Source organism: Geodermatophilus sp. URMC 64 (genome assembly GCF_053502555.1).
The window spans coordinates 2,650,889-2,677,006 of record NZ_CP199955.1; the positions used below are offsets into that span (position 1 = coordinate 2,650,889).

The window sequence follows — 26,118 nt, forward strand, 5'->3', positions numbered from 1 at the left end:
CGGCTCAGCCCTGCAGCTCGTCCCACACGGCGCGGTCGCGCTCGGCGGTCCAGATGACGGGGCGCTCGACGCCGGAGAACTCGTCCCACAGCCGGGAGACGTCGAAGGGCAGCGTGTGCTCGAAGATCGGCCAGGCGCCGTACTTCGGGGCCAGCGCCTCGTGCGTCGCCTCGAACGCCGCCTTGAGGGTGCCGCCGGCGCGGTGCACCTCGCCGACGGTGCGCTGCATGGTGAGCAGGAAGTCGCGGGTCTGCTCGATGGCGGCGTCCACCTGGTCCCGGCCACGGGCGATCGCGCCGCGGCCGCCGATCAGCTGCCGCGCCTGCAGGGCCTTGATCCGGTCGAGGGTGCCGGCGGCCCAGTCGAAGTGGAACGCGTCGCCGGTGTAGAGCGCGGCCTGGGACTCGACCAGGTCGCCGGCGAAGACGATCTCCTGCTCGGGCAGCCAGGCGACGATGTCGCCCTCGGTGTGGCCGCGGCCGAGGAACTCCAGGACCAGCTCACCGCGGTCGCCGCCGAGCTCGATGGTCAGCCTGTCCCGGAAGGTCAGGGTCGGCCAGGTGAGGCCGGGAATCGACTCGGGCTCCTCGAACAGCCGCGGCATCCGGCCGAACTCGCTCTCCCAGTCCTGCTGGCCGCGCTCGGCGATCAGGTGCCTGGTCTGCTCGGAGCTGACGATCACCTCCGCGTCGAACGCGCTGGCGCCGAGCACGCGGACCGCGTGGTAGTGCGAGAGCACCAGGTAGCGGACCGGCTTGTCGGTGTGCTCGCGCAGCTTGGCCAGCCAGCGCCGGGCGGCGACCGGGGTGGCCAGCGCCTCGAAGCAGACGAGGAAGTCCTCGCCCTCGATCGCGCCGAGATTCGGGTCCCCCTCGGCGGTCAGTGCGTACACGCCGTCGGCGAGCACCTCGAGGGTCTGCTCCTTGACGCCGAGGTCGGCGGACGAGGCGAACGGCTTGGCGGCCATGACGGGGGCTCCTCGGGGTGTTCTATATCAGGACATGCTCTCCATCTATCGGTTCCACGCTACGGGCGTGTGTCCCGGAGCACAAGACCGGGTCCCGTTCATCTTGGACCCGCGGCGCCCTCACATCGGTCCCCGAGCGGGCACACAGCGGGCTCATGGGCGCGGACCCCACCGTCGCACCCGTCCACGACGGCCTGGCCCCGGGAGGCGACGATGGAGAGCACGACGAAGAGGCGTCGGTGGGGGACGGCGGCCGGCCTGGTCGCCGCGGGTGCGCTGGCCGGCGGCATCGTCGCCGGCACGCTGAGCGCCGGCGCGGACCAGGGCGGCACCGGCGCGGCCGGCTCGACGGCCGCGGCGGACCGTGACGGGCACCGCGGCGAGCGGCCGCTGACCGGCGACACCAGGGACCGGGTCGAGGCCGCCGTGCTGGCCGAGTACCCCGGCGCGACCATCGTCCGCACCGAGACCGACTCGGAGGGCGTCTACGAGTCGCACGTCGTCACCGCCGACGGCCAGCAGCTGATCGTGCAGGTGGGCGAGGACTTCGCCGTCACCGGCACGCAGGACGACCACCACGGCCGGCGGTAGGACGGGCGACCGGCTGACCCGCGGGTCGCTCAGCGCCCGTCGAACGGGACGTGCAGCCCGCCGAAGAGCTCCGCGACCATCTCGGCCCGGCTGGCCACCCCGGTCTTGGCGAAGACCCGGCGGAGGTGGGTGGACACGGTCCACAGGCTGATGTCGAGGGCGTCGGCGATGGCCCGGTTGGTCGCCCCGGCCGCCACCATCCGGGCGATCTGCAGCTCACGGGGGCTCAGGCAGTACCCGTTGCCGGCGCCGGGATCGATCACCAGCACCGCCCGGATCCCGTCGTGCTCGAGGACCGCTGCCCAGCCGGCTCCCGGCACCACGGTCAGCTCCAGGGTGCCGTCGAGCACCTGCGCCTGCAGCACCTCCAGGGACCGGGCGAGCCGTTGCCGCACCTCGCGGTCCGGGTCGGCTCCGTCGTCGGTGGGCGGTCGCGGTCCGACGCGGGCGGCCGACGGGTGGACACCCCGTCCGGGACGTCTCGGGCTGGGGACGACGAGGCGGTCCGGGGCAGGAGCCGTTCCGGACATCAGCGCCTCCCGCCTGGTGAGCCGGATGCCTGCGTCTCCTCGGGAGAATCGAACTCGGCCGGAGCCGAAATCGTGGCGGACCGGCCCGGCGTGTCACAAGGGACTTGTGACCGAAGCCGATCGGCCCTCGTGCCCGTCGCCGGGCCGGGATCGGCGAACAGCCGGACCAGGAGATCGACCCCCGACACCCACTCCACGAGGTCGAGGTGCTCGTCCGGACCGTGGGCCGAACCGCCGGACGTGCCGAGACCCAGCAGGACCGGCGTCCGGGCGAACGTGTGCGTCAGCGGCCCGACCGCCGGCAGGCTGCCGCCGGAGCGGAGCAGCCGCACCGGGCTGCCGACGGCTGCCCGGCAGGCGGCGTCGAGCGCGGCCAGGGCGGCTGCGGCCGGCACCGCCTCGTGCCCGGCGTGCGCCGCCCGTGCGGTCACCGCCAGGCGGACACCGGCCGGGGTGGCCGCCCGCGCGGCCTGCCGGAGCAGCCGCAGCTGCGCGCCCGGATCGGCCGTCGGGGGCAGCCGGACGTCGAGTTCCGCGCAGGCCCGGGTCGGCACGGCCCGGGTTCCCGCGCCGGCGGCGAGCCGCAGGACCGACAGCGCGGGCAGTGCGGTGATCCGGCGGTCCAGGTCGCTGCCGGCCGTGGCCCGCCCGGCGACGGTGGCGGCGACCTGCGCGTCGGAGCGCTCGCGCAGCCGGGGGTTCCGCAGCGGAGCGGAGGAGCCGGCGGGGAGCGCGGTCGAGAACCGGCCGATCACCCGGCTGAGCACGACCCCGGGGTCGACCACCGCCCCGCCCAGCCGGCCGGGGTGCACCGGGGTGCCGCCGGTGTCGACCGCGACGGTGAGGTCGAGGTGCCCCCGCTGGCTGACGGTCACGCTCGGGACGCCGTCCGGCGCCCGCTCGGTGTCGCACACCAGCACGAGGTCCGGCCGCACCGCGCCGCGCAGGGCGGCCAGGGCGTGCCCGAGACCGGGGCTGCCGACCTCCTCGGCGCCCTCCGCGACCACCCACACCGTGCTGGGCGGCCCTCCGGCCCGGCGCCAGGCGTCCAGCGCCGCGACGGCGGCCATCAGCTGGCCCTTGTCGTCGTTGGTGCCGCGGCCCAGCATCAGCCGGCCGCGCACCACCGGCCGGAACGCGGCGGCGGTCCACCCCGGCCCCGGCGCGACGACGTCGTAGTGCCCGTACACGAGCACGACCGGGCTCCCCGGCGGCCCGCCGGCGCGGGCCACCACCAGGGGAGGGGCACCCGGCGCCGGGATCCGCCGCACCGCCGCACCGGCCGCCCGGAGCAGGTCGGCGAGCACCGCCCCGGCGCGCAGGACCGCGCCCCGCCGGCGGGGGTCGCCGCTGATGGACGGGACGGCCACCCAGCGGGCCAGGGCCTGCAGGTGCTCCTCCCGGCCGCGGCGGGCCTGCCGCAGGGCGTCAGCGACCGCCCGCGTGCGCTGCCCGCGGCTCGGCGGCGCGGCGACGGGCACGGGCACGGGCACGGGCCCGGCCGGTCAGAGCCGCCCGGCCGGCGACCGCGCCGGGCGCGCGGTGCGACCTCCGCGGTAGGTGCCCAGGCCGCCCCGCCGCGGATACATGGGCGGACGGCCGGTCATCGGCGGGATGAGCGCCGGGCTGCGCTCGGCGTAGGCCGCCGCCACCCCCGACTGGCCGAGCTGCTCCCACGGCAGCACGCGGTCGCTGCCGGTGCGCCGGGCCAGGCTCATCGCCTGCGCCGAGGTGAGCCATTCCTCCGCCGGTTCGGCGATCTGCATGAGCAGTGCCTCGAACTGGCCGCGGCCGGTCTCCATCACGTGCGGCCCGGACAGCCAGCGCAGCACGTCGCGGCCGGTGACCGCCATGCGCTGGCGCGGGCTGCTCTGCAGCCGTTCGTCGAAGTAGCGGATCAGGACCTCGTCGACGACGTCCCACGCGTTGTCGGCGCCGAACAGCTTCTTGACGTCCTCGGCACCCAGGATCCGGAAGCACTCGTCGAGCAGCTGCATGACCTCGACGCGCAGCACGTTGAGGTGGCCGAACGAGGTGAACTTCAGGTTGTTGCGCAGGTCGAGGCCGGCCCGCCGGACGACCGCGATGGAGCCGAAGCTCGGGTCGATCGCCCGCTCGCGGATGACGTCGCTGATGCGCTTGTCCCGCCAGAACAGCGTCACCTGGTTGACGAAGTGCGCGAACAGCATGTGGAAGTCGGTGTTCGGCCGGCTCTGCCCCGCCCCGAGCCCCGCGCCGTAGCCCAGCACCCTGCGGTAGGCCGCGATGCGGTCGTTGCGGGTGTAGCGCAGCACGTCCCGGCGGTCGAACTGGTACAGCCGGTAGGCGCCGTCGCCCCCGGAGAGCCGGACGGCGCCGGCCTCGAACAGCTGCTTGAGCTTCTGGACGACGCGGAAGACCCCGATCTTCTCGTGCTGGTAGATGTAGTAGAGGTCGCCGACGGCGACGATCCGCTCGGAGTTGACGTTCTCGTCGTAGGGGACGACCCCGGGCGGCACCTTGACCTGGCCGAAGCGCTGGGCGGCCTCGGGGCCGACGCCGACCAGCTCGGCCAGCCCCTGGTCGGGCGGCCGCGGGGCGGCCGCCTCGGTGACGGTCAGGGCCTCGACGAGGGCGTCGATCTGCCGGTTGAGCTCCTCGGCCAGCGCCGGGTTGGAGACCAGGCTGCCGGAGAGCTGCTCAGCGACCTGCTCGCGCAGCGCTTGGACGCGGTCGAGCCGGTCCTGGTATTCGCGTTCAGACAGCATCGGTCCTCAGCCCCTACTCGTCTCCGCCGCCGGTGCCCGGCTGATCCGGTCGCTCGGCCGCGCCGCCGTCGTCCGCCGGGGTCTGGTTCTGCGCTTCCGCGGCTGCCCTGTTCCTCGCACGGGTCGCGGCGCCCTTGCGTGCGGCCTCGCTGCGTGCCTGCGCGGTCCGGGCGGTCGCCCGCGACGCCGACGTCCGCGAGGCGGCCCGCGGGTTCGCCCGCCGCCGGGCGCCCCGGCCGTCCCCCTGCCCGGCGGCCGTGCCGTCGGCTGGGGATTCCTCGGCCGGGGATTCGTCGGCCGGGGACTCCTCGGCCGAGGACACCGACTCCGTCATGGGCCGGTCCAGCACGGCGGTCGCCGAGGCGGCCGGCGCGGGCACTCCACCGACGCCGAGGCCGACCACGCTGGTCGGTGCCGCGCCGGTGCCCGCCGAGCCGGTCGCGACGCCCTCCGTCGTCCCGTGCCCGGGGTTCTCGGTGGAGCCCCGGGTCGACGCCACGCGCGCCGCCGCGACGGAGACGTCGTCCAGCAGGCGACGCATCTCGTCGGGATGGGCGGTGAGCCACTCGATCCTGCTCTGCCGTCGCTCGTCGTCCTGGTCGACGGGGGAAGCTTCCGGCACGAGGAACGGGTTCGTGATGGGCAGCAGGTCGTTGTCCGTCTCCGACCAGTCGGGCCGCTTCCCGTCGACCGGCCCGCCGGCGGGCCAGGTCCGGACGGGGGGTGCGGCGATGACCTGCCCCGTCTCGCCGTCGAGCACGCCGATCGGCACGCTCTGCGCCGGCGCGACGAGGGTCGTGCCGATGGGCAGGTCGCTGATCCGCCGCGGGCCCTGGCCCCAGTCCAGGTACACCGGCAGGTCGCTGTCCGCGAAGATCGCCGTGAGGCTGTCGTCGTCCGCCGTGGCGGACCCGGTCCGCGGCAGCACGGCGTGGCCCAGGTCGGCCGATCCGGGCTGCAGGAAGATCGGCAGGTAGGTGGCCCGGAAGTTGGCCCCGCGCACCTCGACGCGGAGGAAGCATCCGCCCGTCACCCGCTCGATCCGCGCGAACTCGACGTCGAAGAGCACGATCCCGGGGAAGCGGCTGATCCGGGAGGACGTCTTGAACACCTCCGTCAGCAGCCGGGAGAGGCCGGCCACCGCGATCCGGGTGCGCGCGGCGAACAGGCCGCTCGGGAGCCGGTCCGGGTCGAGGGGGATGGCGTGCAGCACGTCCTCGACCTGCAGGCGCGTCGTGCCCTTGGCCGGCGAGCCGCCCTCCGGGTCGCCGATGACGGACCCCAGGCCGGCCGTGAGCGTCTCCAGCAGCTGCTTGGCCTCCGGCGCGAAGGCCGTGAGGATGCCGTCGCGGCCGGCCTCGCGCAGGTAGAGCGGCCCGTCCTCGGTCAGGAAGCGGCGGGCCCAGGAGAGCAGCCCGTCGAGCGTCAGCCCCGACCCCGGGCCCCCGATCGTGATCGTCTGCCGCTCCGCGGGGCCGACCAGCGCCGAGTCCAGCACCGCCTCGACCTCGTCGACCTGCTCGGCGGCGGCGGCCAGCAGGCGGTTGACGATCACCAGGTCGGTGCCCAGGAACCCGTTCCCGGCGCCGCTGCCGAGGAGCTGCTTCTGCGACTCCCACGAGCGGCGCAGGTCGAGGACGAGGTCGACGAGGGTCCAGAACGACGTGCGCAAGGACTCCTCGTCGGGACTGTTGACGTTGAGGTCGATCAGGCCGAACCGGTCGCGCAGCGCGCCGAGCTGGCCGGGCACGGTGTCCGGCGTGAGCGCGGCGAGCCGCTGCAGCGCCTTCGGGTCGTACGCCGTGGTGCCGAGCGGCCCGAGCAGGATGTCGAACGCGCTGTCGACGATCGCCTGCCGCGGTCCGCCGAGGTTGCCGAGCTCCTCCACCAGCCGCCCGAACCCGTGGCGGACGAGCATCCGGAACGCCTCGCCGTCCTCGGGGTCGAAGTCGTTGCGCAACGGCTTGAGCGCGTCGAGGAGCTTCGACGCCTGGTCCATCGCCCCCCGCGCGCGGGCGTACAGCGACGCCTGCCCGCCGGTCACCCCGCCCAGGTCGGCCTGCACGGCGACACCGCGCGGGACGTACCGGCTCTCGATGTGCCCCTCCACCTCCTGGAGCTGGAAGGACGCGCGCAGGGCGGCGGCGAAGGCCTGGGTGTCCTGGGTGCGCGGGCGCCAGCCGAGCACGGTGCGCAGCACCGAGGTGACGAGCGGCCCCTGGTCCTGGCCCGCGATCGTGGGTGGGGCGGAGGTCCCGGTCCGGGCCGCCGCCTCGGTCGTCAGGACCGGGAAGACCTGGTCGACGTCGACCACGGAGACGTGGCCATCCTCAGCAGCAGTCACGGGAGCCTCCTGTAGGGGTCCGGTGCGGACGGGGTCTGTCGCGGTCCGGGGATCGCCGCGGCCAGCTGGCAGATCTCCTGCCAGCCTGCGTCGACCGCCACGGCCACCGAGTCGAAGGGGTCCACGCACCGGGCGGCGGACTGCTCGACGCTGCGCCGCCAGGCCGGCCAGCCGCCGCCGCGCGTTCGCGCCGCGGCCCGCAACTGGGCGACCGGCTCGTGGCCGCGCACGTCCCGCCAGTAGCGGACCGACGCCTCGTGGAGGGCGGCGGCGATCTCGGGGAGCGCGGTGACCTCCGGGGTCGTGCCCTGTGCGGCCAGCCGGGTCCGGGCGTCGGCGACCACGCCCTGGATCTCGCTGACGCTCTCGACCAGCTGGTCGGCGACGGCCAGGCCCTCGCGCTCCGGCTGGTCCTCGCAGACGATCAGCACCAGCTCGCCCACCGCCGTCCACAGCTCCTCGACCGCTGCCGAGAGCTGTGCGACGGCGCGCTGCACGGTCACCGCGCTCACCTCCGCGACAGCTCGACGTAGAAGTTGCGCATGAGCACCTCCGGTGCCGCCAGCTCGCGGTCGAGGGCGGTGCGCACCGCGCCGATCAGGAACCGCTCGGGGACGACGCCGGGGTCGGTGCCGGTGGCGAGCCGGGTCGCGGCCTCCTCGATCATCAGCTGGTGCCGGGGCTCGAAGGTGATCACCTCGCGCAGGCTCTTCCCGCCGAGCGAGGGGAACCGGGTGAAGCACACCGCCTCCACCACGAGCGGCACCGCCTCCTGCCGGCTGCGCAGCACCGCGGCCGGGATCGTCGTCCCCTGGGTCGACGGGTAGAGCCGCTGCCATGCCCGGCGCAGCACCTCGGCCCGCTCGGGGAAGCCCATCCGGCTCAGCAGCTCGCAGGAGAGGAACGTGCGCAGGTACGGCGTCGGGTGCACGCCGTGCGGGGAGTAGGCGAGGACCTGTTCGGTGGACCGGCCGATGACGTCCATCAGCGAGGCGACGAAGGCCTCGCCGCCGAGCAGGCAGCCGAGCATGTCGCCGAAGATCTCGCGGTTCCAGCGCGCCCATACGCGGCACACCGCCTCCGGCAGGCCCGCGGCCCGCAATCGCCGCAGCACCGCGGCCGGGACCGCGACCTGCAGCTGCAGCTCGTTGTGCAGGTTGTGGCTGACCTCGTGCAGGATCGCGCCCATCGTCCACGGGTTGACCAGGCGGTGGTAGGGCAGCTGGACCAGGGGGAAGGGGTTGAGCTGCCGTCCCAGCCGGCGCAGGGGGATCCCGCGGCGGTAGGTGGCGGGGGAGAAGCCGGTGCGCATGTAGGAGAACGGCGGCGGCGCCGGGATGCTGCGCGCCGAGCCCAGGTGCATGTAGACGTGCTGGTAGCAGTCGAGCGCGATCCGGTCGCAGGCCACCAGCCACTCGCCGTACACGCTCTGCCGCTGGCCGAACAACTCGAAGTAGAAGTCCCACACCCGCTCGAGGGCGCGCACCCGGTCGTGGGCCCGGCTCTTGAGCTCGAGCACGCGGGCGTAGCCGTCGCCCGCCTGCTCCCGGTCGGCCTGACCGGCGACCTCGTCCAGCTCCGACACCGCCCGCTGCAGGGGGCGGCGCAGCGTCGCCAGCAACCGGTTCACGGCCTGGATGTGGCCCTCGCTCGGGCGCGCGATGCCGGTGCCGAACTCGTCCCGGCGGAAGTCGCGCAGCGCCTCCAGGTGGCGGCGGACGTTGAGCGACTGGCCGGACAGGTACGCGGTGAGCACCGACGGCGGACGGGACGGGACCGCTCTCCCGTCCGCCCGCGCTCGGGTGGGGATGGTGGGAGAGCGCCCCGCCTCAGCGAGTGCGGCGGGCACGGGACACCGCGCCGGTGGTCCGCCGGCCGGCCGCGCGGCGGCGGCGACCGTAGGCCGGCACCCGCGCCCGGGTGCCCGCTCCGCTCCGCTGCGCGCGGCGGCGGTAGCGCCGGTCGAACACGCCCACCGCGCCCAGCGCCCGGCGGCAGGACTGCGGCGACCCGAGCACCCGGCCGGTCATGCGGGCCAGCGTCCGCACCGTCGTCTGGGCGTCGATCGGGCGACCGGTCGCCGCCTGGTCGGCGAGGCTCTGCGCGGTGCGCTGCAGGACGACGGGCATCGCCTGCACCAGCCGGCGGGTGGCGGGGTCGCGGCGCAGCCGGCGGACGATCCGGGTGGCCCCGCGGATCAGCGAGGGCGCGTTGCGGGCCACGATCGAGGCGGCGCGGGGGATCAGCCGGGCGGCGATCGGCACCAGCGCGCCGATGAACGCCTCCGCCTCCTCCTCGCCCTCCGCCGCGGCGGCGTTGCGGGCCAGGTGCGCCATGAGCTCGGCGTCGCGGTAGATGCGCTGGACCGGGTTGACGAAGGCCTCGTCCTCGAACTCGTCCTCGAACTCGGTCTCGCTCTCCAGCTCGGCCTCGACCTCGTACTCGAACTCGTACTCCTCCTCGCGCGCCCCCTCGTCCTCGCCCTCGCCGAGCAGGCCGCCGACGCTGCGGGCGATGCCGCCGAGGGCGCCGAGGAAGGCCTCGTCCTCGAACTCGTCCTCGAGCTCGCCCTCGTCCTCGGTCTCGAACTCGTCCTCGAGCTCGGTCTCGAGCTCGGTCTCGAGCTCGCCCTGGATGGCGGGGTAGCGGTGGTTGACGGCAGACGTCATGGCGGATCTCCCGGAGGGTCGGGTCGGATGGGAGGGGATGTGTCGGCGGGTCAGCGGCCGCGTCGGCCGCTGACGCTGATGGGGCGACCGGCCGGCGTGGCACCCCGGGGCACCCGGACGTCGCTGACGACGCGGACGGTGCGGGGCGGCTGGCCACCACGTGCGGGCACGCGGACGGGGGTCACGACGCGGACGAAGCCCGGCCGGGGCCGCGACACCCCGCGCGCGGTCGTCACGCCGGTGCGGGTGGGCTGGCGCCGGATGACGGTCGCCCGGCCCGGGTACCGGCGGCCGTCGAGGAGCGCACCGGACCGGGAGGGGCCGTAGCCCCAGCCCGGGGCGCGCCGGTGCCGGCGGACGTGCGCCAGGCCGCGGGCGTGCCGGCGCAGGACGGCGGAGCGGGCGCCCGCACCGCCGAGGACCCGCTGGGCGGTCCGGCCCATGACGGCACCGACGTCGGCGGGGCCGGTGCGCACGCCGCGGGCGACGCGACGGGCCAGGGTGCGACCGCTGGCGTCGACGATGCCCGGCAGCAGCCGGACGGCCGAGCGGGTCCGCGGATCCCGCCGCAGCAGGCGGGTGACGACGGCGGCTCCGCGCAGCAGCGCGGGGAGCATCCGCTCCAGGTCACGGCGGTCGCGGGCGGACAGCGAGGCATACGCGGCGACGCCGGCGAACGCCTCGGCCTCGGCCTCGGACTGGCTGGACGCGGCCTGCGCGGCGAGGTACTCGGCGAGGGACTGGCCGCCGGACAGGGGCGCCGAGGCCATCTCCTCCAGCTCCGCCTCCAGCTCGGCCTCGAGCTCCCCCTCGAGCTGGGAGACCGCCGCGCGGGCGATCATGCCGGCGGCCGGACCGCCGACGGCCGTGGCGACCAGCGGGCCGACCTTCTTGACGATCGAACGGAAGACCGGGCTCTTCACCATCTTCCGCAGCCCGCGGCCGATGCGCTTGAAGAACTCCTCCGCCTCGTCCTCCAGCTCGCCCTCGATCTCCCACTCGTCCTCGGCTTCCTCCTCCGACTCGCCGAGCAGGCCGCCGACCGCGCGGGCGATGCCACCGAGGAAGGCCTCGTCCTCGTCCTCGAACTCGAGTTCGTCCTCGAGCTCCGCCTCGAACTCGTCCTCGAGCTCCAGCTCGCCCTCGCTCTCGTCCTCCCACTCCGCCTCGGTCTCGCCCTCGCCGAGCAGACCGCCGACCGCGCGGGCGATGCCACCGAGGAACGCCTCGTCCTCGTCCTCGAGCTCCGCCTCGTACTCCTGCTCGAACTCCAGCTCGTCCTCGAACTCCGTGGCCAGGCTCGTCATGGCGGTCTCCTCGCTGGTCCGGCGGTGCTGCGCTCACGGCGCGCTGCCGCCCATGGCACCCCGGCCGGCGGGGGGCCACCAGTCGCAGGAGTGGGGGAGACTCGTCCGTGCGTCGGGGGTCCGGGCTACCCCGGGTGGGCCAGCCCGGATGCGGTAGCGCGTGCCGGGTAGCCCGGCCGTGGTCACCGATGCCGACTCGCGCGCACGGGGTAGCTCGGCCGGGCGACGCAACGCCAGGTTCCCGCCCGCCGTCCGGGCGCCTGTCCTGCTCGGGCTCAGGGGGCCGTCCAGCGCAGCGGCAGCCGCTTGACCCCGCGCTGGAAGTTCGACCGCAGCAGCGCCGGCGGGCCGTCGTGCTCGAGCGTGCCGGTGCGGCGCAGCAGCTCGCCGAACAGCGCGCGCATCTGCACCTTCGCCAGCTGGGCGCCGAGGCAGAAGTGCGGCCCGTGGCCGAAGGACAGGTGCGGGTTCGGGGCGCGGCGGACCTCGAAGCGGTCGGGGTCGGCGAACACCGCCTCGTCCCGGTTCGCGGAGGTGAAGGAGACGACCACCTTGTCCCCGGCCCGGACGCGGACGCCGCCGAGGTCGGCGTCGGTGGTCGCGGTGCGGCGGAACACCATGACCGGCGTCCACCAGCGCAGCATCTCGTCGACCGCACCCGGCAGCAGGGCCGGGTCGGCGCGCAGCGCGGCCAGCTGCTCGGGGTGGGCCAGCAGCGCGGTCAGCCCGCCGGGCAGGCCGTTGCGCAGGGTCTCGTTCCCCGCGACGGCGAACAGCCAGAACATGTTCTCGAACTCGGCGTCGCTTACCGCTCCGCCGTCCTCGTCCACCTGGGCCAGCAGGATCGACATGACGTCGCTGCCGGGCGCGCGGCGCTTCTCCTCGGCCAGCAGCCGGGCGTAGGCGTAGAGGTCCGGCATGCCGGCGCGGGTGCGCGGGTCGGGCATCCGCCCGTCGGCGTCGGGGGAGGGGCGCACGGTCAGCGCCTCCCGCGCCATCGCCGTCCCCCCGCTGCCGTCGAAGACGGCGGAGACCGCGTAGTCGGGGTCCTGCCAGCCGATCACCCGGTTGGACCAGTCGAAGAGCAGCCAGCGGTCCTCGGCCGGCACGCCCAGGACGTCGGCCAGGGTGAGCAGCGGCAGGTCGGCGGCGACGTCCTTGGCGAAGTCGCAGCGGCCCTCGGCGGCGCCGTCGATCATCCGGTCGACCAGCCCGGCCGCCGTCGCCTCGATCGAGGCGGTCAGCGCGGCGACCGCGCGCGGGGTGAACGAGCGCGCGAGCAGCCGCCGGAGCCGGGAGTGGTCCGGCGGGTCCATGTTGAGCATCATCCGGCGCACCCACGCCAGGTCCGCGGCGTCGCGGATCTGGGTGGCGCCCAGCCAGGAGGAGAAGGTGGCCGGGTCGCGCAGCACCCGCTCGACGTCGCCGTGCCGCAGGACGAGCCAGAAGCCGGGACCGGCCGGCTGGCCGTGCAGGGCGGGTTCCTCGACCCAGGTCACCGGCGACTCGGCCCGCAGCCGGCGCAGCAGCTCGAACGGCGGGCCGTCCTCGTAGGTGGCCGGGTCGACCAGCGGCACGGTGTCCACCGATGTCTGCATGGCGCCTCCCGGCCGCGATCCTGTCAGGAGCGGAGCCCCGCCAGGAACCGGTCCCGCGCCGGGCCTACGTGGTGACCGGCGTGGCTTCCTCGGCCGGCACGGGGACGGCCGGCACGGCGCGCGGCAGGCCGAGGTCGTCCATGGCCTGCTCGTAGCACTCGTGCAGCAGGTGGAGGCGGGCGACGAGCCGTCGCACGTAGTCCTTGGAGGTGGACACCGGGGTCGGCTCGTTCATCAGGTCCCAGAACAGCCAGGACAGCTCCTCGCCCCCGCCGCACCACACCTCGGTGGCCGGCGAGAACGACGACCCGAGGGCGGCCGCGAACCGGCGCGCCACCGCTCGGCGCAGCCGCGCGGACTCCTCGCGGAAGCGGGCCTGTTCCTCGCGGCGCCGCCGCCTGGCCGGGGCCGATCTGCGCGCGGTGCGGTCCTTCGGCGGCGGCGCCACGGCCAGGCCGATGGCCCGCCCGAGCAGCGGGACGAGCAGGGGGCGGTCGGCGTCGCACAGCTTGTCGTTGGCGCCCCGCAGCACGGCGGCCAGCTCGCGGTCCACGCAGCCCGGGTCGTCGGTGAACGGTCCGCCGGCCAGCAGCGACGTGAACTCCATGAAGCAGGCGCCCCGCGCCGGGTTCCGGTGCTTGCCCCGGCTCAGCAGCGGCATCGCGTCCGGCACCCTGGCGCCGGTCGGGAAGTCGGCCATGGCCCTCTCCTGTTCGAGGTCGGTCGGCGGCGCGGCGCGCGGGCGCCGGGCGGCGGAGCGGTGGTCGAGCAACGGGTTCACCTGCTCCCCGACGGGTGGGACGCCGCCCGGCGGCTGCAGCCCGTGAGCGGGTTCGGCCGGATGCGAGGCCCCCTCGCAGGTTCCCCCCGCGATGCGCGAAAAGGTAGGTGGTGGTGCGTCCGGATCCGGAAAGAACTGCCGGCGATCCCGCTTCCAGGGCGCCGGTCGGCTGACCGGCGCCCTGCCGCCCGATCTGCGCGGGACGGACCACGGCCCTAGCCTGTGGCCCATCGCCAGGCCGATCGTCTGACCAGGGGGCGTCATGGCCGTCTTCCGGATCCTCGAGGCGAAGGCCCGCCCGGGCAGCATCGACCGCGTGGCCGAGCTCCTCGTCACCCAGAACGACCGGGTGGTCGCCTCGGCGCCCGGCGCGCTGTTCTCCCAAGCCCTCCGCAGCGGGGACCAGGTCCTGGCCGTCTCCAGCTGGGAGACCGCCGAGGACATGCAGCGCTACCTCGACCAGGACGTGACCCGCGAGTTCTACCGGGCGCTGCCGGAGCTGCTGATGGGCACGCCGAGCATCCGGACCTACGAGGTGATCGGAGACGGGAACGCCGCGCGCGGATGGGGTGGCCGGCCGTGAGCTGGTACTACCCGAAGGGCTGGACCGACCAGGAGGACGGCGTCGAGCAGGTCGTCATCCACTACGTGAACACGCCCCCCGGCCAGTGGCCCGACTGGTCCTGGGGGCACGAGTCCCGGGTGCTGGAGGACCGGGGCGGCTTCCCGCGCAACCGGCTCAAGGTGCTGCGCATGCCGCGCGAGGTCTGGGACATGGACAACGGGTGGAACACCCCCGAGTACCGGTTCCACTACTACTTCGAGGTCTTCCAGAACGGGCACCGCTGGACGACCGACCTGTTCAGCGAGGACATCGTCTACCGCGACCTCGAGTACGTCGACGAGCAGGGGTGGACGACGAACATCTGCATCTACTGGTCGGTGGGGGACTGGGTCGCGCCGGTCTACAGCCCGATGGAGGACCCGCGGTTCCCGGCCGACTCCGACTTCCGGTCGACGAAGTACTACTCGTACTGGGACAAGGAGCGCTTCCACCACGAGAAGTTCCACATGCTGCAGGCGATGGAGCGGCCGCACCGCTGGCAGTCCCGCATGTACGGGCCGCGCGGGGCCTCGCTCGTGCAGCAGTACCACGTCGGCCGGATGTACCCGCCGCACGAGAAGGACGAGTTCTGGCTGGGGCCGGACGGCCGGTCCGCGCCGGGTGGCGACAGCTGGTGGGTGCACCATCTCTAGGACGGGATCTGCGTGACCGAACTGACCGCGGCCCTCTCCGAGGCCCGCCGAGCCGAGACCGAGCAGCTGTTCGCCCTGCGCAAGACCTGGTTCGACCCGGCGCCGGGGATCGAGATGGTGCAGCTGCACTTCGCCTGGACCGCACCCGGCCAGGAGCCGGACTGGGAGTCGGCCGACTCCCGCGTGCTGACGCCGAACGAGACGTCCCCGGGCCTGCGGACGGCGGTCATCGAGGCGCCCCGGCAGTTCAACGGGAGCCGCGAGTACCTGCTGCACCACTTCTTCTACGTCGTGCGGGGCACCGAGTGGCTCAGCTCCCCCGTGTTCACCGAGGAGATCGTGACCCGCGAGGTCACGTTCACCGACGAGGACGGCCGGTGGACGCACGTCGGCATCGCCTGGGGCGTCTCGCCGGGCGACGCCCGGCTCGCCGCGCCCAACTACACCGCCGCGGCGATGGACGGGCTGGCCTTCGAGGACGCCGGGGCCGGCGCACCGCCCGAGCCGGCGCCGATCTACGAGTTCGTGCAGGCCCAGCCGCTGCCGCACGTCTTCCGCGGGTTGCTGTGGGGGCCGCGCGGAGCCGACGTCCGGTACGCCTTCCACCTCGTGCGCGCCGGGAGCCCTCTCGCCGAGGAGGACACCGAGGTCTGGGACGACGACGGCGGCAAGGGGTGGACCCTCACCCTGTAGCAGGATGGGGCCCGCCATGCCGACCCCCGCTGACCTGCCCCTGACGTGGATCACGCCTGTCGGTGCGCGGACGACGGGCGGCCGCGTCCGCTACCAGGGTCCGCTGGCGGGCGCCGACCGGCCGCTGTCCCTGCACCTCGGCTTCGACGGCGCGGGGCCGCCCTTCGAGGCGGTCCCGATGGAGCGCGCGGACGACGGCACCTGGACCGCGGAGATCCCGGACGCCGCCGGGCACGTCGTCCTCGACTGCGCGGTCGCGACCGACGGGTTCGACTGGGACAACAACGCCACCGCCAACTACCGGCTGTGGCTGGACCTCGACCCGGTCGACGCGCACGTGCACGCCCGGGTCCGCGGCCTGGAGCCGATGGGCTTCGACAGCCTGCGGGTGGCGCTGGCCTCCGGCGGCATGACCCACGGCCTGGTGTCCTGGCAGGACAACCGGTTCGTCGACGAGGTGGCCGACGGCGTGCCCTGGCTGACCCGGCTGGTCTGGGTGAGCCCCGGGGGACCGGGCGTCGACGACGTCCGCCGCCGGCTGGCCGACGGCGCGGTCGGGCTGAAGCTGCACCCGTCCTACGACGACTACCCGGCGGACTCGCCGGGACTGGACCCGTTCCTGCGGGTGGCCGCCGAGGCCGGCGTGCCGGTGACCGTGCACACCGCGCCCGGCCCCTCGGACCCCGACCTCGTGCGCCGGCTCGCCGAGCGGCACCCCGACGTGCCCTTCGTGCTGTACCACACCTTCCTCGGCCTGCCGGAGGGCCGGCGGCGGGCGGCACGGCACGCGCAGCAGCTGCCCAACCTGCACCTGGAGACCTCCTGGTGCGGCTCGGCGGAGGTGGAGCGGCTGATCGGCGAGGTCGGCCCGGACCGCGTCCTGTTCGGCTCCGACGCCGCCGTCGACGGGCCGGCGCACTTCGTCCGCACCCCGCCGAACATCGAGCTGTCCGAGAACTACAACGGCAGCCTGCTGCGCCTCGCCCGGCGCCTCCCGCCGGAGACGCTGCGGGCGCTGCTGGAGGACAACACGCGGCAGCTGTTCCGGCTGCCGGCGCCGCGCCGGGCAGAGGCGGTCCCGTCGGTCCCCGAGGGGGCGGATCCGCTCGTCCTCCTCGGCGACGCCCTGGAGCAGGCCGAGCGCGTGGTCGCGGCGGTCCGGCCGGAGCAGCTGCGGCTGCCCACGCCGTGCACGGACTGGGACGTGCAGGAGCTGCTCGGGCACCTCACCGCCGTCGCGCGGCGCGCCGAGCGGGTGGCCGCGGGGCGGCCGCACACGACCGTGCCCGCGGTCGTGGCCCCCGACGCCCGCCGCGGCTGGGCGCCGCGGTTCGCCGGGGACGCGGCGAAGGCCCGGGCGGCGTGGGCCGACGGACCCGCCGACGTCCTCGCTCCGTGGGGCCGGCTCCCGGCACCCGTCGCGCTGTCCGGGTTCGTCCTCGAGGTGGTCGCGCACACCCACGACCTGGCCGTCAGCACGGCGTACGCGCAGCCGCTCGATCCGCGGCTCGCCGACGCGGCGCTGCGCGCGGCCGAGCGGCTGGTGCCGGCCGACCTGCGGGGCGACGGGTCCGCCTTCGCCGACCCGGTGCCGACGTCGTCCGCCGACGCCTACGCCCGCCTCGCCGCGTTCCTCGGCCGCGCCTGGCCGTGAGCCGCCGGGCGGGCTGTCGTCAGGCGTCGAAGTCCACGGTCACGGCGTCCGACAGCGGCACGGTCTGGCAGGTCAGCACGTAGCCGGCCTCGACCTCCTTCGGCTCGAGGGCGTAGTTGCGCCGCATCTCCACCTCGCCGTCGGTCACCCGCGCCCGGCAGGTGCCGCACACGCCGCCCTTGCAGGCGAAGGGCAGGTCCGAGCGGACCTTCTGCGCGGAGTCCAGGACGGGCTCGTCGCGCGGCAGGGCCAGCGTCGTCGACCGGCCGTCGAGGACCACGGTGACCTGGCTGCTCGGGCCGGTGACGGTCTCCTCGTCGCCGCGGACCGGCTGGGGCGGGACGTCGTCGACGTAGAACAGCTCCTGGTGCACCTTCTCGGTGGGGACGCCGAGCTCGGCCAGGAGCGCGCGGGCGTCCTGGACCATCCCGTGCGGGCCGCACAGCCACCAGTGGTCGACGTGCTCGGCGTCCACCAGGTTGTCGATCAGGGTGCGCAGCCGGGCGCCGTCGAGCCGGCCGCTGGTGAGCTCCGCGTCCCGGGGCTCCCGGGAGAGGACGTGCACCAGCTGCAGGCGGGGGCCGTAGGCGTCCTTCAGGTCGGCGAGCTCGTCGGCGAACATCACCGTGTTGGTGCGGCGGTTGCCGTAGAAGACGGTGACCGTCGACCTCCCGTCGCGCAGCACGCTCGCGGCCAGCGACAGCGCCGGGGTGATGCCCGAGCCGGCGACGACGAAGACGTGGTCGGCCGGCACGGACAGGTCGGCGGTGAAGGTGCCCGACGGCGGCAGCACCTCGATCTCGTCGCCCGGCTCGACCTCGTGCACCAGGTAGGAGGAGAAGAAGCCGCCGGGGACCTCGCGGACGCCGACCCGGGGCGCGGCGCCGATCGGGGCGCAGATCGAGTAGGAGCGGCGCTCGTCGCGGTCGCCCTCCACCCGGCGCAGCGTGAGCGCCTGGCCCGGCTTGAACCGGTAGTCCTCGGCCAGCTCCGCGGGGACGTCGAAGGTGACCGCGACGGCGTCGTCGGTGAGCCGCTCGATCTTCGCGACCTTCAGCGGGTGGAACTGCGGGCGGCGGCGGGTCGGCGCGCTCACTGTGTCCATGGTGCCGCTCCGCGGTCGCTCCGCTCCTCGCTCGCCGGCGCTCGCTGCGATGCTCACTCCCTGTCGCGTCACTAGATCTCCTTGACGTGCTCGAACGGCTCGCCGCAGGCGCGGCAACGGCGCAGGGCCTTGCAGGCGGTGGCGCTGAACTCGCTCTGCTCGACCGTGTCGGGGGAGCCGCACTGCGGGCAGGCGGCGGTGCGGCGGGTCGGGCCGAGCTGCAGCGGAACCGGGCCGGGGGAGCGGACCGGCGCCGTCCCCGGCGGGGCGATGCCGGCGGCGGCGAGCTTGCGCCGTCCCTCCGCGCTGATCCAGTCGGTGGTCCAGGCGGGGGAGAGGACGGTGCGGACGTCGACGTCGGCGAACCCGGCCGCGTGCAGCGCGTGCACCAGGTCGGCGCGCATGACGCCCATCGCCGGGCAGCCGGTGTAGGTGGGGGTGATCTCGACGACGACGGTGCCGTCCTCGTCGCGCACGTCGCGCAGCACGCCGAGGTCGGCGAGCGTGAGCATCGGCAGCTCCGGATCGGTCACCGTCTCCGCCACCGCCCGGGGATCGGTCAGGACGGCGCTCACCAGGTGGCCGCCGGGTGCTGACGGGCCAGGCCCTGGAGGGTGCCCAGCAGCTCGGCGAACTCCGGGCCGTGCTCGCCGACCCGGCCGCGGGGCGACGCGTCGGCCGGCCACCCGGGCACCCGCAGGGTGGCCCGCTCGAGGACCTGGGTGAGCACCTCGCGCACCTCGTCGCGGACGTCGGCCGGGTCGACCGCGACACCGGCCGCGGTGAGCCGGCGCTCGACGTCGGTGGCCGTGAAGACGTCGCCGAGCAGCGGCCAGACCGCGTCCGCGCCGGCCTGGGCACGGCGGTGCGACTCCTCGGTGCCGTCGCCGAGCCGCAGCACCCAGCGGGCGGCGTGGTCGCGGTGGTAGGCCAGCTCGTTGACGCCCTTGGCGGCGATGGCGGCGACGACGGGATCCCGCGACCCGCGGAGCCGGGCGAAGACCGCCAGCCGCACGGTGGCCGCGACCAGCAGCCGGATCATCGTCCGCGCGAAGTCGCCGTTCTCCGCCTCGACCAGGCCGGTGTTGCGGAACTCGTCGGGGTCCCGGAAGTAGGCCAGCGCGTCCTCGTCCGGGATGCTCTCGGTGGCTGTCTGGCGGGACCGCCCGAGGACGCCGGCCGAACCGGCCCGGGCCAGCAGCAGGCGCGCCTGGCCGAGCAGGTCGAGGGCGACGTTGGCGATCGCCACCTCCTCCTCGAGCTCGGGCGCGTTGGTGATCCACTGCGTCAGCCGCTGGGCGAGCACGAGCGCGTCGTCGCCGAGCATCAGGCAGTACGCGCCCAGGTCGGCGGCGTCGACGCCGTCGGGCACCGTCGTGTCGACGCCGGCCAGCGGGTCGTCGAACCCGGTCCCGAACGCCCAGTGCCCCGCGTCGTCGTGCGCGTTCGCCAGCGAGTCGTAGACGGTCTCTTCGTGCACGGAAGCTCTCCCGGTTCGGTGCGGCCCCCTCCCAGGGGCCCACGCCGAGCTTGCGAGGCGTGGGGAGGGAGGGGGTCCTTCACATGTGGGGGACGTTCTCGGGGATCTCGTAGAACGTCGGGTGGCGGTAGACCTTGTCGCCGCTCGGGGCGAACATCGGGTCCTTCTCGTCGGGGCTCGAGGCGGTGATGTCGGCCGACTTGACCACCCAGATGCTCACGCCCTCGTTGCGCCGCGTGTACAGGTCGCGGGCGGCGTGCACGGCCATCTCGTCGTCCGGGGCGTGCAGCGAGCCGACGTGCACGTGGTTGAGCCCGCGCTTGCCACGGACGAACACCTCGTACAGCGGCCAGTCACGCCGGCTGACCGCCGGCTTCGGCTCGACGGGGACGTCGGCCGAGGTGGGGATCGCGCCGTGTCCGCCTTCCGCGGTGACCTCGCTCATGCCGCCGTCCCTTCGTGCTTCTCCGCGTAGGCCGTGGCGGCCTCGGTGACCCAGGCGTTGTCGTCGCGGGCGGCCTTCCGGCGGGCGATGCGCACCGCGTTCATCGGGCCGCCGCCGGAGACGACCCGCTTGAAGTCGTCCCAGTCGATCGCCCCGAACCGGTAGTGCCCGGTCTCCGGGTCGAGCGAGAGCTCCGGGTCGGGCAGCGTGACGCCGAGGAACTCCGCCTGCGGCACGGTCATGTCGACGAAGCGCTGCCGCAGCTCGTCGTTGGTGTGCCGCTTGATGCCCCACGCCATGGACTGCGCGGTGTTCGGGCTGTCGGCGTCCGGCGGGCCGAACATCATCAGCGACGGCCACCACCAGCGGTCGACGGCGTCCTGCACCATGGCCCGCTGCTCGGGGGTGCCGCGCATCATCGTCATCAGCAGCTCGTAGCCCTGCCGCTGGTGGAACGACTCCTCCTTGCAGATGCGGATCATCGCCCGGGCGTAGGGCCCGTAGGAGGAGCGGCACAGCGGCACCTGGTTGCAGATCGCCGCGCCGTCGACCAGCCAGCCGATGACGCCGACGTCGGCGTAGGTCAGCGTCGGGTAGTTGAAGATGGAGCTGTACTTCTGCTTGCCCTCGATGAGCTTGTCGGTGAGATCGGCGCGGTCGGCGCCGAGCGTCTCGCTCGCCGCGTACAGGTACATGCCGTGGCCGGCCTCGTCCTGCACCTTGGCCAGCAGGATCGCCTTGCGCCGCAGGCTGGGCGCGGCCAGCAGCCAGTCGCCCTCGGGCTGCATGCCGATGATCTCGGAGTGGGCGTGCTGCGCGATCTGGCGGATGAGCGTCTTGCGGTAGCCCTCCGGCATCCAGTCGCGCGGCTCGATGCGGTGGTCGGCGGCGATCGTCGCGTCGAACCGGGCCTGCAGCGCGGTCTCGTCGGGGGCGGGCCGTTCCAGGGTGGGCGCGGACATCTCGTTCCCTCGGGCTCGGGCCATTTACTGACCGGATGGTCGGTAATGAGTCTGCACGATGGTGGCCCGCGACACAAGTGGCTCGCGGGAGGGGTTGACAGCCGGCCGTCGGAGGGAGTTGGTTACCTGACCATCCGGTCGGTATTTGTGGACGACGCCAGCCGGTCGGCGACGACGCTGAGGACGACGGAGGCCCGTGCGATGACGGCTGCTGCCAGCGACACGAACCGGCGCGTGGGATCCGCGCCCGACCCGGCCCTGCTCGAAGACGCCGAGCGCCTGGGTCGAGACGAGCTGCGCGCCCTCCAGCTGGAGCGGCTGCAGTGGACCCTGCGGCACGCCTACGAGAACGTGCCGCACTACCGGCGGGCCTTCGATGCCGCCGGCGTCCATCCCGACGACTGCCGCGAGCTCGCCGACCTGGCGAAGTTCCCGACCACCAGCAAGGCCGACCTCCGGGACAACTACCCGTTCGGCATGTTCGCCGTCCCGCAGGAGCAGGTCCGGCGGGTGCACGCCTCCTCCGGCACGACCGGGCGGCCCACCGTCGTCGGCTACACCGAGAAGGACATCGACACCTGGGCCACCGTCATGGCCCGGTCGATCCGCGCCGCGGGCGGCCGCCCCGGCGACAAGCTGCACAACGCCTACGGGTACGGGCTGTTCACCGGCGGGCTCGGCGCCCACTACGGCGCGGAGAAGCTCGGTTGCACGGTCATCCCGATCTCCGGCGGCATGACGCCGCGGCAGGTGCAGCTGATCAGCGACTTCGAGCCGCGGATCATCATGGTCACGCCGTCCTACATGCTCACGGTCATCGACGAGTTCGAGAAGCAGGGCCTCGATCCGCGGCAGAGCAGCCTGGAGATCGGCATCTTCGGCGCCGAGCCGTGGACCGAGCAGATGCGCCGGGAGATGGAGGAGCGCACCGGCATCCACGCCGTCGACATCTACGGGCTGTCGGAGGTCATGGGCCCCGGCGTCGCGCAGGAGTGCGTGGAGACCAAGGACGGCCTGCACATCTGGGAGGACCACTTCTACCCGGAGGTCCTCGACCCGGCCACCGGCGAGGTGCTGCCCGAGGGCGAGCGCGGCGAGCTGGTGTTCACCTCGCTGACCAAGGAGGCCATGCCGGTCATCCGCTACCGCACCCGCGACCTCACCCGGCTGCTGCCGGGCACCGCCCGGCCGGGGATGCGCCGGATGGAGAAGGTCACCGGCCGCACCGACGACATGATCATCCTGCGCGGGGTCAACCTGTTCCCGACGCAGATCGAGGAGATCGTCCTGCGCACGCCGGGGCTCTCGCCGCACTTCGCGCTGGAGCTGACGACGCGCGGCCGGATGGACCACCTGACCGTTGAGGTGGAGGCCCGGCCCGACTGCCCGCAGGAGCGCAGGGACGTCGCCGGCCGCGAGGTGGCCGAGGCGGTCAAGGACACCGTCGGCGTCAGCGTCGAGGTCGTGGTCGTCGCCCCCGAGACGCTGGCCCGTTCCGCCGGCAAGCTGCAGCGGCTGTTCGACCACCGGGAGCGTGCGTGACGGCTACCGAGAACGCGGCCCCGGCCCGCCGCGGCCGGCCCGGGCACTCCCTGGACTCGCTGCTCGACGTCGCGGTCGCCGTGTTCAACGAGCGCGGCTACGACGCCACCAGCATGGAGGAGCTGGCCGCCCGGCTCGGGGTCACCAAGTCGGCGATCTACCACCACGTGCCGAGCAAGGTGGAGCTGCTGCGGCTGGCCCTCGACCGGGCGCTGGACGCGCTGTTCGCCGTCACCGAGGAGCCCGGCGCGACCACCGGGCCGGCGATCGAGCGGCTCGAGCACGTCGTGCGGGGGTCGGTGCGCGTGCTCGCCGCCGAGCTGCCGTTCGTCACCCTGCTGCTGCGGGTCCGCGGCAACTCCCCGGTCGAGCAGGAGGCGCTCCAGCGACGGCGCCGGTTCGACCGGATCGTCACCGACCTGGTCCGTACGGCCGCGGAGGAGGGCGACGTCCGGCCGGACGTCGACCCCGCCGTCACCAGCCGGCTGCTGTTCGGCACCGTCAACTCGCTGACCGAGTGGTACCGCCCCGACCGCGGCCTCGACGCCTCGGCCCTGGCCGAGGCGGTCGTCGCCACCACCTTCGACGGCCTCCGCAGGCCCTGACTCGGGGGTGCTTTTGCCCGAAAACGCACCTCGAGAGGAGCACCCCATGACCGCACCGCTGCTCGAGAGCTACGCCGCCGGCCGCTGGTACTCGGCACCCGACGACGGGACGCCGATCGCCGACGCCGTGACCGGCGAGACCGTCGCCCGGATCAGCAGCACCGGGCTGGACATCCCGGCCATGCTGGCGCATGCCCGCACGGTCGGCGGCCCGGCCCTGCGCGAGCTGACCTTCCACCAGCGCGCCGGCCTGCTCAAGCAGCTGGGCCTGCGGCTGATGGCGGACAAGGACGAGTTCTACGCGCTGTCCCGCCGCACCGGCGCCACCGACGGCGACAGCGCCGTGGACGTCGACGGCGGCTTCGGCACGCTGCTGTCCTACGCGTCCAAGGGCCGCCGCGAGCTGCCCGACGACACCGTCGTCCTCGACGGCCCGGTCGAACCGCTCGGCAAGCGCGGCACCTTCGCCGGCCAGCACCTCTACACCCCGCTGCGCGGCGTCGCGGTGCAGATCAACGCCTTCAACTTCCCGGTCTGGGGCTTCCTCGAGAAGCTCGCCCCGGCCTTCCTCGCCGGCGTCCCGACGATCGTGAAGCCGGCCAGCCAGACCGCCTACCTCACCGAGGCCGTCGTCCGGACGATCGTGGAGTCCGGCCTGCTGCCCGAGGGGTCGGTGCAGCTGCTGGCCGGCAGCCCGGCCGGGCTGCTCGACGGGCTGGCCGGGCAGGACCTGGTCTTCTTCACCGGCTCGGCCGCGACCGCGCGCAAGCTGCGCAGCCACCCCGCGGTGGTGGCGAACAGCGTCCGGTTCAACGCCGAGGCCGACTCGCTCAACTGCGCCGTCCTCGGGCCCGACGCCGGCCCGGACACCCCGGAGTTCGAGCTGTTCGTGGGCCAGCTGGTCACCGAGATGACGGTCAAGGCCGGCCAGAAGTGCACCGCGATCCGCCGGGCCTTCGTGCCGCGGCAGTTCGTGGACGACGTCGTCGCGGCGACCCGGGAGCGGCTGGCGCAGGTGGTCGTCGGCGCGCCCGGCGCGGACGGCGTCACCATGGGCGCCCTGGCCGGCCTCGACCAGCGCGAGGAGGTGCTCCGCTCGCTCAAGGCGCTGCGCGGCGTCGCCGAGCTGGTCGCCGGCGACCCCGAGCACTTCGAGGTGGTGGGCGCCGACCGCGACCGGGGCGCGTTCCTGCCGCCGCTGCTGCTGCGCTGCGACGACCTCACCGCCGCCGAGCCCCACGACGTCGAGGCGTTCGGCCCGGTCAGCACGGTGCTGCCCTACGACGGCGTGGCCCAGGCCGTGGAGCTCGCCGTCCGCGGCCAGGGCAGCCTGGTCGGGTCGATCGTGACCCACGACCCCGCGGTGGCCCGGGAGTTCGTGCTGGGCGCGGCGCACGCGCACGGCCGGATCCTGGTGCTCGACCGCGACGACGCCGGGGAGAACACCGGACACGGCTCCCCGCTGCCGGTGCTCGTGCACGGCGGCCCCGGCCGCGCCGGCGGGGGCGAGGAGCTCGGCGGCATCCGCGGGGTGCTGCACCACATGCAGCGCACCGCCGTCCAGGCCTCGCCCGACCAGCTCACCGCGATCGGCGGCCGCTGGGTGACCGGGGCGCAGCGCCGCGACGACGGCGTCCACCCGTTCCGCAAGTCGCTGGCCGAGCTGCGCATCGGCGACTCGATCACCGCGGGGCCTCGGGCGGTCACGCTCGAGGACATCGAGCACTTCGCCGAGTTCACCGGCGACACCTTCTACGCGCACATGGACGAGGAGGCCGCGGCCGCCAACCCGCTCTTCGGCGGCCGGGTGGCGCACGGCTACCTGATCGTCTCGTGGGCGGCCGGGCTGTTCGTCGACCCGGCCCCGGGCCCGGTGCTGGCCAACTACGGCGTGGACAACCTGCGCTTCCTCACGCCGGTCAAGCCCGGGGAGGAGCTGACGGTCACCCTCACCGCCAAGCAGATCAGCCCGCGCGGCGGGGCCGACCACGGCGAGGTCCGCTGGGACGCCGTCGTCGTCAACGGCGAGGGCAAGCCGGTGGCGACCTACGACGTCCTCACGATGGTGGCCAAGACCTGGCCCCCGGCCGCCGGGAGCTGACGCCGCCTCGTCAGTCGACGTCAGTCGATGACGAGCCAGAGCGGAGCGACCTCGGGGCCGCGGTAGGGCTGCTCGCTGCCCTCGTTGCGGTCGTCGGGGCTGATGCCGACCTCGGCCGTGAGGTCCTTGCGGACCGCGAACGGCCGCAGGTCCGGGTGGGCGTCGTCGCGCAGCGAGACGATCAGGTGCCACGGGTACGCCGGGTCGTGCAGCCGGAAGTCGACGAGGGAGAAGTTCGCCGGCTGCCGGCGGTGGACGTGGAACGGCGCGACGGCCTCGAGCCCCGAGTCCTCGATCCGGCGGTGGACGTCGAGCAGCTGGGCGGGGTCGGCCACGACGCCGGCGTCGTCGTAGGCGCGGAAGTACGCGCCCTGGGCCTCGAAGGCCGGCCGGAGCGCCGGGTCGTTGCGCCGGTTCCTCGACGGGTCGAAGAACACGACGTCGGCGGCGGTGAAGGGGAAGGCGGGGTCGCGCGGGTCGGCGAGCAGCAGCCCGAAGGACGTCAGCCCGGCGACGTGCGCGGTGGCCGCGGTGCCGACGATCCGGCCGAGGAGCAACCGGGAGAGGCGCACCGCCTGGTCCGCGGCGACGGGCGGGGGAGGGGCGAGCAGGGTCTGCATGATCGGCTCCGGCGCAGCGGTGGGACGACGACGCAGGAAGGACGCCGCCGGGCCGGCTCCTGATACGCGCGGGCGCACAGGTATCAGCCGCGGCCGGCCGGACCTCCTCCTCGGTGTCCG

Annotated in this window: 25 protein-coding genes; 8 read left to right on the top strand and 17 right to left on the bottom strand. The window is 74.4% G+C overall.

Annotated elements, in window-relative coordinates:
- Positions 1–4: 4 nt before the first annotated feature.
- Positions 5–967: an MBL fold metallo-hydrolase gene (locus tag ACWIYF_RS12990; RefSeq protein WP_448628551.1), complete on the bottom strand. Its 963-nt coding sequence runs from the start codon at positions 965–967 to the stop codon at positions 5–7.
- A 213-nt stretch (positions 968–1,180) separates the two neighbouring features.
- Between ACWIYF_RS12990 and ACWIYF_RS12995 the strand changes: the two genes are divergently transcribed.
- Positions 1,181–1,558: a hypothetical protein gene (locus tag ACWIYF_RS12995; protein ID WP_448628552.1), complete on the top strand. Its 378-nt coding sequence runs from the start codon at positions 1,181–1,183 to the stop codon at positions 1,556–1,558.
- Positions 1,559–1,587: 29 nt separating this feature from the next.
- On the opposite strand, the gene ACWIYF_RS13000 is transcribed toward ACWIYF_RS12995, so the two are convergent.
- The 10 genes from ACWIYF_RS13000 to ACWIYF_RS13045 all read right to left on the bottom strand — a co-directional run bounded on the left by ACWIYF_RS13000 (position 1,588) and on the right by ACWIYF_RS13045 (position 13,453).
- Positions 1,588–1,953 (bottom strand): helix-turn-helix transcriptional regulator, encoded by a 366-nt coding sequence (locus ACWIYF_RS13000; RefSeq protein ID WP_448628553.1) that lies wholly within the window; start codon positions 1,951–1,953, stop codon positions 1,588–1,590.
- 134 nt (positions 1,954–2,087) lie between these two features.
- A complete protein-coding gene (locus ACWIYF_RS13005; RefSeq protein WP_448628554.1) occupies positions 2,088–3,581 on the bottom strand; it encodes a M20/M25/M40 family metallo-hydrolase in 1,494 nt (497 codons plus the stop codon).
- 12 nt (positions 3,582–3,593) lie between these two features.
- On the bottom strand, positions 3,594–4,835 hold the full coding sequence (locus tag ACWIYF_RS13010; protein WP_448628555.1) for a hypothetical protein: 1,242 nt from the start codon (positions 4,833–4,835) through the stop codon (positions 3,594–3,596).
- 13 nt (positions 4,836–4,848) lie between these two features.
- A complete protein-coding gene (locus tag ACWIYF_RS13015; protein WP_448628556.1) occupies positions 4,849–7,179 on the bottom strand; it encodes a hypothetical protein in 2,331 nt (776 codons plus the stop codon).
- Positions 7,176–7,682, bottom strand: coding sequence for a hypothetical protein (locus ACWIYF_RS13020; protein WP_448628557.1), 507 nt, complete (start codon positions 7,680–7,682; stop codon positions 7,176–7,178). The genes ACWIYF_RS13015 and ACWIYF_RS13020 overlap by 4 nt, the downstream gene beginning before the upstream one ends.
- Before the next feature lie 5 nt (positions 7,683–7,687).
- Entirely contained in the window at positions 7,688–8,935 is a 1,248-nt protein-coding gene (locus ACWIYF_RS13025) for a hypothetical protein (RefSeq protein WP_448628558.1), read from the bottom strand.
- Positions 8,936–9,008: 73 nt separating this feature from the next.
- Positions 9,009–9,848, bottom strand: coding sequence for a hypothetical protein (locus ACWIYF_RS13030; protein ID WP_448628559.1), 840 nt, complete (start codon positions 9,846–9,848; stop codon positions 9,009–9,011).
- Between the two features lie 50 nt (positions 9,849–9,898).
- Positions 9,899–11,155, bottom strand: coding sequence for a hypothetical protein (locus ACWIYF_RS13035; RefSeq protein WP_448628560.1), 1,257 nt, complete (start codon positions 11,153–11,155; stop codon positions 9,899–9,901).
- A 275-nt stretch (positions 11,156–11,430) separates the two neighbouring features.
- Positions 11,431–12,753, bottom strand: a complete 1,323-nt coding sequence (locus tag ACWIYF_RS13040; protein ID WP_448628561.1) for a cytochrome P450 — start codon at positions 12,751–12,753, stop codon at positions 11,431–11,433.
- A 64-nt stretch (positions 12,754–12,817) separates the two neighbouring features.
- Positions 12,818–13,453, bottom strand: a complete 636-nt coding sequence (locus tag ACWIYF_RS13045; protein ID WP_448628562.1) for a hypothetical protein — start codon at positions 13,451–13,453, stop codon at positions 12,818–12,820.
- A 343-nt stretch (positions 13,454–13,796) separates the two neighbouring features.
- Here ACWIYF_RS13045 and ACWIYF_RS13050 point away from each other — a divergent pair, with 343 nt between their 5' ends.
- From ACWIYF_RS13050 to ACWIYF_RS13065, 4 genes are read left to right on the top strand one after another with little or no spacing between them, the layout of a single operon-like run.
- Positions 13,797–14,117 (top strand): antibiotic biosynthesis monooxygenase family protein, encoded by a 321-nt coding sequence (locus ACWIYF_RS13050; protein ID WP_448628563.1) that lies wholly within the window; start codon positions 13,797–13,799, stop codon positions 14,115–14,117.
- A complete protein-coding gene (locus ACWIYF_RS13055) occupies positions 14,114–14,791 on the top strand; it encodes a hypothetical protein (protein ID WP_448628564.1) in 678 nt (225 codons plus the stop codon). Before ACWIYF_RS13050 ends, ACWIYF_RS13055 begins: the two co-directional genes overlap by 4 nt.
- Positions 14,792–14,803: 12 nt before the next feature.
- Complete coding sequence (locus ACWIYF_RS13060) at positions 14,804–15,484, top strand: hypothetical protein (protein WP_448628565.1); 681 nt, start codon at positions 14,804–14,806, stop codon at positions 15,482–15,484.
- Between the two features lie 16 nt (positions 15,485–15,500).
- Positions 15,501–17,138, top strand: coding sequence for a TIGR03086 family metal-binding protein (locus ACWIYF_RS13065; protein ID WP_448628566.1), 1,638 nt, complete (start codon positions 15,501–15,503; stop codon positions 17,136–17,138).
- A gap of 19 nt (positions 17,139–17,157) precedes the next feature.
- Here ACWIYF_RS13065 and paaE read toward each other — a convergent pair whose 3' ends face one another.
- The 5 genes from paaE to paaA all read right to left on the bottom strand — a co-directional run bounded on the left by paaE (position 17,158) and on the right by paaA (position 21,130).
- Positions 17,158–18,234 (bottom strand): 1,2-phenylacetyl-CoA epoxidase subunit PaaE, encoded by a 1,077-nt coding sequence (gene paaE, locus ACWIYF_RS13070; protein ID WP_448628567.1) that lies wholly within the window; start codon positions 18,232–18,234, stop codon positions 17,158–17,160.
- 80 nt (positions 18,235–18,314) lie between these two features.
- Complete coding sequence (paaD, locus tag ACWIYF_RS13075) at positions 18,315–18,818, bottom strand: 1,2-phenylacetyl-CoA epoxidase subunit PaaD (protein WP_448628568.1); 504 nt, start codon at positions 18,816–18,818, stop codon at positions 18,315–18,317.
- Positions 18,815–19,723, bottom strand: a complete 909-nt coding sequence (paaC, locus tag ACWIYF_RS13080; RefSeq protein ID WP_448628569.1) for a 1,2-phenylacetyl-CoA epoxidase subunit PaaC — start codon at positions 19,721–19,723, stop codon at positions 18,815–18,817. The genes paaD and paaC overlap by 4 nt, the downstream gene beginning before the upstream one ends.
- A gap of 79 nt (positions 19,724–19,802) precedes the next feature.
- Positions 19,803–20,168, bottom strand: coding sequence for a 1,2-phenylacetyl-CoA epoxidase subunit PaaB (paaB, locus tag ACWIYF_RS13085; protein WP_448628570.1), 366 nt, complete (start codon positions 20,166–20,168; stop codon positions 19,803–19,805).
- Positions 20,165–21,130 carry a 1,2-phenylacetyl-CoA epoxidase subunit PaaA gene (paaA, locus tag ACWIYF_RS13090; RefSeq protein ID WP_448628571.1) on the bottom strand — a complete coding sequence of 322 codons (966 nt, stop codon included), beginning with the start codon at positions 21,128–21,130 and terminating at the stop codon, positions 20,165–20,167. The genes paaB and paaA overlap by 4 nt, the downstream gene beginning before the upstream one ends.
- Before the next feature lie 234 nt (positions 21,131–21,364).
- On the opposite strand from paaA, the gene paaK reads away from it, so the two are divergent.
- The 3 genes from paaK to paaZ are packed head-to-tail and all read left to right on the top strand — an operon-like array spanning position 21,365 to position 25,378.
- Positions 21,365–22,672: a phenylacetate--CoA ligase PaaK gene (gene paaK, locus ACWIYF_RS13095; RefSeq protein WP_448628572.1), complete on the top strand. Its 1,308-nt coding sequence runs from the start codon at positions 21,365–21,367 to the stop codon at positions 22,670–22,672.
- Entirely contained in the window at positions 22,669–23,277 is a 609-nt protein-coding gene (locus tag ACWIYF_RS13100; protein WP_448628573.1) for a TetR/AcrR family transcriptional regulator, read from the top strand. Before paaK ends, ACWIYF_RS13100 begins: the two co-directional genes overlap by 4 nt.
- A gap of 46 nt (positions 23,278–23,323) precedes the next feature.
- Entirely contained in the window at positions 23,324–25,378 is a 2,055-nt protein-coding gene (gene paaZ / locus ACWIYF_RS13105) for a phenylacetic acid degradation bifunctional protein PaaZ (protein WP_448628574.1), read from the top strand.
- A gap of 20 nt (positions 25,379–25,398) precedes the next feature.
- Here paaZ and ACWIYF_RS13110 read toward each other — a convergent pair whose 3' ends face one another.
- The gene (locus ACWIYF_RS13110) at positions 25,399–25,998 is read right to left on the bottom strand and encodes a hypothetical protein (protein WP_448628575.1); all 600 of its coding nucleotides are present in this window, start codon (positions 25,996–25,998) and stop codon (positions 25,399–25,401) included.
- Between the last annotated feature and the right edge of the window lie 120 nt (positions 25,999–26,118).

Coding starts and splice junctions, on each gene's coding strand:
- ACWIYF_RS13010 (WP_448628555.1), bottom strand. CDS start 4,835: ATGCTGTCTGAACGCGAATACCAGGACCGGCTCGACCGCGTCCAAGCG.
- ACWIYF_RS13065 (WP_448628566.1), top strand. CDS start 15,501: ATGCCGACCCCCGCTGACCTGCCCCTGACGTGGATCACGCCTGTCGGT.
- paaA (WP_448628571.1), bottom strand. CDS start 21,130: ATGTCCGCGCCCACCCTGGAACGGCCCGCCCCCGACGAGACCGCGCTG.
- ACWIYF_RS12995 (WP_448628552.1), top strand. CDS start 1,181: ATGGAGAGCACGACGAAGAGGCGTCGGTGGGGGACGGCGGCCGGCCTG.
- ACWIYF_RS13040 (WP_448628561.1), bottom strand. CDS start 12,753: ATGCAGACATCGGTGGACACCGTGCCGCTGGTCGACCCGGCCACCTAC.
- paaZ (WP_448628574.1), top strand. CDS start 23,324: ATGACCGCACCGCTGCTCGAGAGCTACGCCGCCGGCCGCTGGTACTCG.
- ACWIYF_RS13045 (WP_448628562.1), bottom strand. CDS start 13,453: ATGGCCGACTTCCCGACCGGCGCCAGGGTGCCGGACGCGATGCCGCTG.
- ACWIYF_RS13050 (WP_448628563.1), top strand. CDS start 13,797: ATGGCCGTCTTCCGGATCCTCGAGGCGAAGGCCCGCCCGGGCAGCATC.
- ACWIYF_RS13035 (WP_448628560.1), bottom strand. CDS start 11,155: ATGACGAGCCTGGCCACGGAGTTCGAGGACGAGCTGGAGTTCGAGCAG.
- ACWIYF_RS13030 (WP_448628559.1), bottom strand. CDS start 9,848: ATGACGTCTGCCGTCAACCACCGCTACCCCGCCATCCAGGGCGAGCTC.
- ACWIYF_RS12990 (WP_448628551.1), bottom strand. CDS start 967: ATGGCCGCCAAGCCGTTCGCCTCGTCCGCCGACCTCGGCGTCAAGGAG.
- ACWIYF_RS13110 (WP_448628575.1), bottom strand. CDS start 25,998: ATGCAGACCCTGCTCGCCCCTCCCCCGCCCGTCGCCGCGGACCAGGCG.
- paaB (WP_448628570.1), bottom strand. CDS start 20,168: ATGAGCGAGGTCACCGCGGAAGGCGGACACGGCGCGATCCCCACCTCG.